The following is a 6,756-nucleotide window of genomic DNA, read 5'->3' as shown; positions in this document are numbered from 1 at the left end:
GTCATTGACGATCGGACCCGACGACATCGGCCGACTGCAATGATTGGCGGCAACGGCCGCTCCCGACCTGTGCGTTTGCACACAACCAAGACCCTGAGCCGACCTTTGGCCGTTTTCATGCGGTGCTGCGGTGATCCGCCCGCCGTTACTGGCAAAGACATGTCGCGAATGCACGGAGGCTACGTAACAATACGTAGTCCCGTTCTTTCTTGATGCAGCCGTCACGATAGTTAACTAGCGTGGTTCCATCGTCGGTCTTACCCGGCAGCTACCGATGACTGTGAGCAGAAGACTCGCGCCTCAACTCAGCGTGAGCCCCCATGCCCAAAAACTCTCCCCGCCCGATCTGCCCGAAATGCGGCAAGCCGATGCACTTCGTGATCGTCAAAACAGGCGGTCGCAAGTTTCAGTGTATCAAGTGCGACGACATTGATCCAATGCAGGTCCCGGACTTTCAAGCATGGACCAAGAGCGAATTGCGCCCGCCGAGAACGACATGAAGGCCGCCTAATGCAATGTCAGGGTATAGAATACACAATCGTCCAAACCGCCAATCCGTTCGGCTGGAAATGGTCGTTTGAGCGAGAAGGGCACCCGCTGAAAACCGGCATTTCCTATAATCGCGCAGAGGCAATTCTCGCAGCCGAATGGGCCATCAAGCAAGCGCTCAAAGAGAAACGCTATTCAAAATAAGACCGGCGAAATTGGCAACCCTTTTTGCGAATGTCCCCTGTTGGCCCCACCGCTGCCGCATTCCACGGCCGAGAATATGTCGGCTATCGGGGGTAGACCGGACCTAACTTAAAACCTTGGCCAAACCGTCAGAACCCCGACACGTGCACGGATATTTTGCATGTAACACAAGGGCAGCCGGTAGGGCTGCCTTTTTCATTTGGAGAACACATTGACTGAATTCTTTTCTCGACGCGCCGAACTCCGTACTCAATGGGACCGCGTGAACGGCAAGGGAGCCGAACAAACACGTCCAATGGACCCTGTGCTAGCGAACGCGATCAAGAATCCCCGGATGCCAAAGCCATACGGCGGCGGTGAGGCCGACTATGAAACGAGAAAGCCCGTTCGCAGCGTCGATACGTTTGTCAAACTGAATCGCAACGGCGACAAACGAACGATCTTGGCCGCGACGTCGTAGGCGGGACGCGTCAACGCTGGTGACCGAGCCCGATACCAAGGCTTGATGCCTTCATACGTAAAGAGGGCACGCTTCGCTTCGTGAGCTTCGCAATTATTGCAACAGGTGTGCGGGCCTCGGAATGGGCACGCAACGATTTCACGTCCGCCGCGGTCCATTCGCGGCGGGCAACCTTCTTCGTCTTCTTTGGCATGGAGGAGGCTCCTAATTTAAGAGCGGGGCTTCTAGCAGGGGAGACATCATCACATTTCAATGAAAGTAATACATACATGGCCGAAGGCGATATCGTTCGCAGGGTAACAACTGGCAGAGCCCGATGAGATGCCATGACGGGATAATGATGGACTGGGCAAAGTTGGTCTTTCGCGATGAGAACGCGGCGCGCTAAAGCTGCCGACGTGCGAAACCTAACTTACTTCGCGGTAGAGAGGTCGCCTTTTTAAGCGCGGTTTACCTTTGAGCGAAATGCAACTTCGGTCTTGCGAGCAGTTCCATAATGGCCCAATCTGAACAAACGGGCGATTGTAGGAGGCGTAACTATGTCTTGGCTGTCGTCTTGGCTTCACAATAACAAGGATGGCTTGGTAATAGCCGCGCCGTACGTAGGTGCGATGATTACCGCAACAGTCCTGTCTGTCACGTTCTACGGAACGGTCAGAATGACAAAGGGGCTGCGGAAATCCGACATGGCAATTCAGTTCGGGAAGTCGTTCGACGATTTGATGGAACGAAAGCATCAAATTCAAAGCGGTCAAAGGGTCGCTCCAGCGGGCTGGACGAGTCCCGACGCAACCATCCCCAATTTCTTAGAGTGGGAGGTTAAGCACTACTACGCGCAATTCTTTGCGCTTCAATTCATTGAGTTCTATGCCTATCGATCTGGCTACGTAGACCCCAATACGTATATGATTTGGGCGAAGAGTAGATGGCGCGAGTCTCGGAGCGAGGCCATTGCTAACGTAACGTATGCAGCTGGTTGGCAGTATTGGCTAATCCATAGACATCGAAGTGCAGAAGATCACTTTACCGATTTTACCGAAAGCCTCCATCGTTGTCACACAAACGATGAGGTCGAACAGTTAGTCCTGAAAAGCGGTCCGCTAAGATTGAAGTTACAGGCTTGGTTGAACAAACCATTTAGCACACGCCGGGTCATTCGGCTTGCTATTCTCGCTAGCTTGATTGTCGGCTTAATTTATTTTTATTGGCGCCGCTAAACCGACGACTCTCGGCGTCGTGGCTTCGTGAATTTGTATTCTAGTTAGAGCGACGCAGCTTCGATTAACCAAGAAACGCGGGAGCACACAGTGTCGACCGAAATCTCCGTGGAGAGAAAGAAAACCACGGAGTCGGTTTTAAGCTAGCGGTGAATTCAGAGCTTTCGGCAAAGACCGGAGGCTCTCAAGCAATTGCCGAAAAGGGTACGGTTTCCACGACCGAAAGACAGACGCACTACCGCGTACGTGCTCGTGGAAACCTAATGTGGGAGGTCACTGAGCCTCCGTGGGAGCAACCAATCCTTGATGGGACTTATCTGAATGACGCGGTCCTGTGTCGCGTTGAGTCTCATGACAGAGCCAATGACAAACGGCTCGATCTGACTGCGTACGCAAAGCAAAGGGATCTTATTCTCACCGCCAAAAAATCCAAAATCTTTAAGAGCACCAACGAGAAGAAGCTGTTTCAAGTGCTAATCGCTAAAGCCCTTGCCGGTGGGGATGGATTTGATGGATTTGTTGCATTTTCTAGGTCGGAATTAGACATTGAAGATTGAAGAGTCACTTCAAGCCAAAGTACCAAACGATACTCTGCATCTCGCAGAAAGGTGTTTTGCATCGAACTTAGATAGCTTTTCCGAGCAAGTGCGGTTTTTAGGCTTAAACCCGGCTCGCGACTTTAAGCATGCCGACTTGTCCGACGTTGATTTTTCGAACTCTGATCTGCGCGGCTTTGACTTCACCGGGGCCGATTTGCGCGGTGCATTCGGCGTAAATGTGGGATGGGATGGGACAACTTGCTTCAATGACGCGGATGCAGACGACTCGGTGTTCAGCTACTCGCTTTCCAAAAAGAAGTTCTTTGATGCGCATCCCGAATATGCGGATCGCGTTGAGCGCCTGCGGGGCGAACATTGGGCGAATGTTATTCTTACAGTAGAGGCGATGCTTCGTAACGACCGGAATTCTGGCGACGCGGTCAAGATTGCCAAGGCTGTGTTTGATGAAAGTAACAGCCTAACAGTCAAGGCAGAAATCCCACTCTACATGAGTCTTGCGGTGGACACTAAGGCCGAGCACAAGGCATTCATATACCATACGTTGGCGCAGTTTGGTGCCAAACCTACGGCCATCATCATCCGGACCATCTGCGCGTGGCTGCGAACGCTATCGGAACGCACTCGGCACCGAGCAAGAACGTAGGATTGGTTGTTTCGTTGGTCGACGAGAAAGCCAAGCGTCAGAAGCCGGGCCAAGCCCTTGAAAATACTGGTGGGCCCGGCAGGACTCGAACCTGCAACCAGACCGTTATGAGCGTTCGGGGCGATCGTTTTCGGGGAGGACAACGTTCAACGGATTCTTTCTCCCGACGGCAAGAAGTATAGCAGATTTACAGGATTGCAGGTCAGCCAAATCCTTTGACCAGAAGCCAGCTCCGGGCCGTCGCGCTGCTCCACCGTAACGGCCTCGCCACTCAAGAGCTTACAGTGAATGTATCGGATACTGCCGAGATATTCCGCGAAATCAACTTGGGCTAGCAGCGCATTCTTCCTCTGATCGCTGACAAGCCAGTGCTCCGGCCGGACGCCCAACTTAGTCGTCTGGCTGGCCGTGCCGGCCGGCACTGGCTGGCCGAGAGACACTTCGGAGCCGCCCACCGAAAACCGATCGCCTCCTAGCGCGACTGCGTCTAGCACGTTCATGCGCGGCGAGCCGATGAAGCCGGCGACGAACAGGTTGTTTGGGTTCTCGTAGACTTCACGGGGCGTTCCTACCTGCTCGATTCGCCCCTCCCGAAGAATGACGATCCTGTCGGCCAGCGTCATCGCTTCTGTTTGATCGTGCGTGACGTAGATCATCGTGTTGCCGAGTTCGCGGTGCAGCCTCGCGATCTCGACGCGCATGCTGACACGCAACTCGGCGTCGAGGTTGCTCAACGGCTCATCGAAGAGGAAAACCAACGGCTTGCGCACGATCGCCCGGCCGATCGCAACGCGTTGCCTCTGCCCGCCCGAGAGCTGGCCCGGGCGACGGTCTAGCAGAGAGCCGATTTTGAGAATCTCGGCCGCAGCCTCGACTTGACGCCAGATCTCCGGGACCGGTGTTTTGGCGATTTCGAGACCAAAAGCAAGGTTCTCGCGCACGGTCATATGTGGGTAAAGCGCATAGGACTGGAAGACCATAGCGATACCGCGTTTGGCGGGGTCAAGATCGGTTACATCCCGGCCCGCAATAAGGATGTCGCCATCGCTAACTTCCTCAAGTCCCGCGATCATTCGCAACAGAGTGGATTTGCCGCAGCCTGATGGGCCGACAAAGACAACGAACTCGCCGCCTTCGACTTTGAGGTCGACATTATGGATGACATTGACCGACCCGAAGCTTTTTCGCACGCCCCGCAGTTCGATGGTCGCTGTCTCAGATATGCTCATCGGCTCGACCTTATCCAGACCAGCATCTCGCCGGGGGCACGATTGTCCCAGAGGTGGTAGGGTATGAGCCGCGCCGTAACGTCGGCAAGGTCGGGCGGCCGCGTATCGTAGAGCTTTCCGTCGCGATGGCGCCATTCCTCGCGCCGTGCCGGCAACAGAATTGCGAGGGCGCCACCCAATTCTGGCACGGGCGACGTGCGCGCCGCCTCAAGGTTGGGAGGCAAAATCAGTGCGTTGAGTTCGGCGCTATTGTCGGCTTCTTCGGCGCAATAGATCAGCGGACCTCGCGCAACGGCGACGCGGCCGAGATCGGCCTTGACCGCCGGATGCGCGTGCAGGGCGCGCACGTTCATCGGCAGATCCAATATCAGCACATCACCGTCCTGCCACGCGCGGTTCAGCCGGATGTAGCCGCCGTCCATCTCGCCGAGTTCGACGACCTCGCCGTTAAGTGTCAGGGACGGGGTGTCGCACCAACCAGGCACGCGCAGGGCCAGCGCAAAGGTCGCTGCCTTTTCGAGGCCGACGCCGATCTTGACGCGCCCGTCCGCCGGATACGTCGTATGCTGCGTCAACGTCACCAGGACGGACGAGAGCTTCAGTCGAGCTGTGCTTTCGCCATATAGATGCACCGCGACGCCGTCGGCGGAGACGCCATACATGTAGCTGCCGATTGCGGCTACGGTGCGCGCGATGTTTGGCGGACAACACGGGCAGCGATGCCAGGTCCAGCGATGATGGCCGCCACGACTTTCGAGCGGATTGTCGTAGAAGAAGCGCGTGCCATTGATCGAGAGACCAGCGAGCGCGCCATTGTAGAGCGCCTGCTCCATGACATCTGCGTATTGCCGATCCGGGCCTCGCCCAAGCATGCGGCTCGCCCACATCATCAGCGCGACTGCTGCGCAGGTCTCGGCATAGGCACTCTCGTTGGGAAGATCGTAGTACTCAGTGAAGCCCTCGTTGCTGGCTGCCGGGCCGATGCCGCCAGTGACATACATCTGCTTGGAAGTCAGGTCCTCCCAAAGGCCCTTCAATGTCTCTGTCAAACTGTCGTCGCTGAACTCGGTCGCGACATCTGCCATTCCAGAATAAAGATACATTGCCCGTACGGCATGGCCGACGACTTTCGTCTGCTCGCGCACCGGAAGATGCGACTGGTTATACTGGTAAGTCTTGTGCCGCCACCCAGCTGGATCGACGCCACGCTTCGCCGCTTCGACATCGAAATAATGCGGTTGCTGTCCCCGTGCGTCGATAAAGTAACGGGCTAGGTCAAGATAGCGCTGCTGGCCGGTGGCGCGGCCAAGGCGGATGAGAGCGAGTTCGATCTCCTCATGGCCGCAATAGCCGGGCTTCTGATCCGCGCGAGGGCCGAACATTCTATCGATATGGTCGGCATAGCGGCACATCACGTCGAGCAGTGCGCGCTTGCTCGTCGCGTCGTAATACGCGACGGCCGCCTCCATCAGATGGCCGGCGCAATAGAGTTCGTGGCAGTCGCGCAGATTGGTCCAGCGCTGTCCAGGCTGCATCCGGATGAACCAGGAGTTCAGGTAGCCATCTTGCTGTTGCAATCTTGCGAACATGTCGATGATCGCATCGATCTTGGCTTCTAGGTCCGAGTTCGGCTTGCGATAGAGTGCATACGCCGCGGTCTCGATCACTTTGGCCACGTCCGAATCCCAGAACATCTGTACGTTAACGGTGTCTGGCTTGCCGTCGGCTCGGGTATGCCACGGCATCTTGACGGGTGGCACCGGCCGCGCAGGATCGATCTGGTCGAACATGCCGGCGGCAACGCAACGCTCATAGAGGATCATCGCGGTCCTGTCCGCTACGGCGTCCATGCGATCGCCCCAGAAGCCGCGCACCTCGACATCGGGAACGGCGGGGGGCCGGAAACCGCTGGCTTTGGGCAAATCGAGAGAAGTCATGTCGTCACCATTCCATT

The 6,756-nt window shown here is 56.2% G+C and carries 7 protein-coding genes; 4 read left to right on the top strand and 3 right to left on the bottom strand.

The genetic code is table 11. The features are described 5' to 3' along the window. Positions 1 to 904: 904 nt before the first annotated feature. Complete coding sequence (locus M2427_RS36300; RefSeq protein WP_280711604.1) at positions 905 to 1,153, top strand: hypothetical protein; 249 nt, start codon at positions 905 to 907, stop codon at positions 1,151 to 1,153. 10 nt (positions 1,154 to 1,163) lie between these two features. On the opposite strand, the gene M2427_RS36295 is transcribed toward M2427_RS36300, so the two are convergent. Next, positions 1,164 to 1,346: a hypothetical protein gene (locus M2427_RS36295; RefSeq protein ID WP_280711603.1), complete on the bottom strand. Its 183-nt coding sequence runs from the start codon at positions 1,344 to 1,346 to the stop codon at positions 1,164 to 1,166. A 493-nt stretch (positions 1,347 to 1,839) separates the two neighbouring features. On the opposite strand from M2427_RS36295, the gene M2427_RS36290 reads away from it, so the two are divergent. The 3 genes from M2427_RS36290 (at position 1,840) to M2427_RS36280 (ending at position 3,573) form a co-directional block, all read left to right on the top strand. Further along, positions 1,840 to 2,370 (top strand): hypothetical protein, encoded by a 531-nt coding sequence (locus M2427_RS36290; RefSeq protein WP_280711602.1) that lies wholly within the window; start codon positions 1,840 to 1,842, stop codon positions 2,368 to 2,370. A gap of 263 nt (positions 2,371 to 2,633) precedes the next feature. Further along, on the top strand, positions 2,634 to 2,927 hold the full coding sequence (locus M2427_RS36285; protein WP_280711601.1) for a hypothetical protein: 294 nt from the start codon (positions 2,634 to 2,636) through the stop codon (positions 2,925 to 2,927). Next, entirely contained in the window at positions 2,917 to 3,573 is a 657-nt protein-coding gene (locus M2427_RS36280; RefSeq protein WP_280711600.1) for a pentapeptide repeat-containing protein, read from the top strand. The genes M2427_RS36285 and M2427_RS36280 overlap by 11 nt, the downstream gene beginning before the upstream one ends. A gap of 146 nt (positions 3,574 to 3,719) precedes the next feature. Here the strand turns inward: M2427_RS36280 and ugpC are convergent, their stop codons facing one another. Then, a complete protein-coding gene (ugpC, locus tag M2427_RS36275) occupies positions 3,720 to 4,802 on the bottom strand; it encodes a sn-glycerol-3-phosphate ABC transporter ATP-binding protein UgpC (protein ID WP_280711599.1) in 1,083 nt (360 codons plus the stop codon). Continuing rightward, the gene (locus tag M2427_RS36270) at positions 4,799 to 6,739 is read right to left on the bottom strand and encodes a beta-L-arabinofuranosidase domain-containing protein (protein WP_280711598.1); all 1,941 of its coding nucleotides are present in this window, start codon (positions 6,737 to 6,739) and stop codon (positions 4,799 to 4,801) included. The genes ugpC and M2427_RS36270 overlap by 4 nt, the downstream gene beginning before the upstream one ends. Between the last annotated feature and the right edge of the window lie 17 nt (positions 6,740 to 6,756).

It is taken from the genome of Bradyrhizobium sp. BR13661, assembly GCF_029892425.1.
Classification (GTDB): Bacteria; Pseudomonadota; Alphaproteobacteria; order Rhizobiales; family Xanthobacteraceae; genus Bradyrhizobium.
The sequence above is the reverse complement of the archived record's forward strand: the minus strand, read 5'-3'. Positions and strand labels throughout refer to the sequence as shown.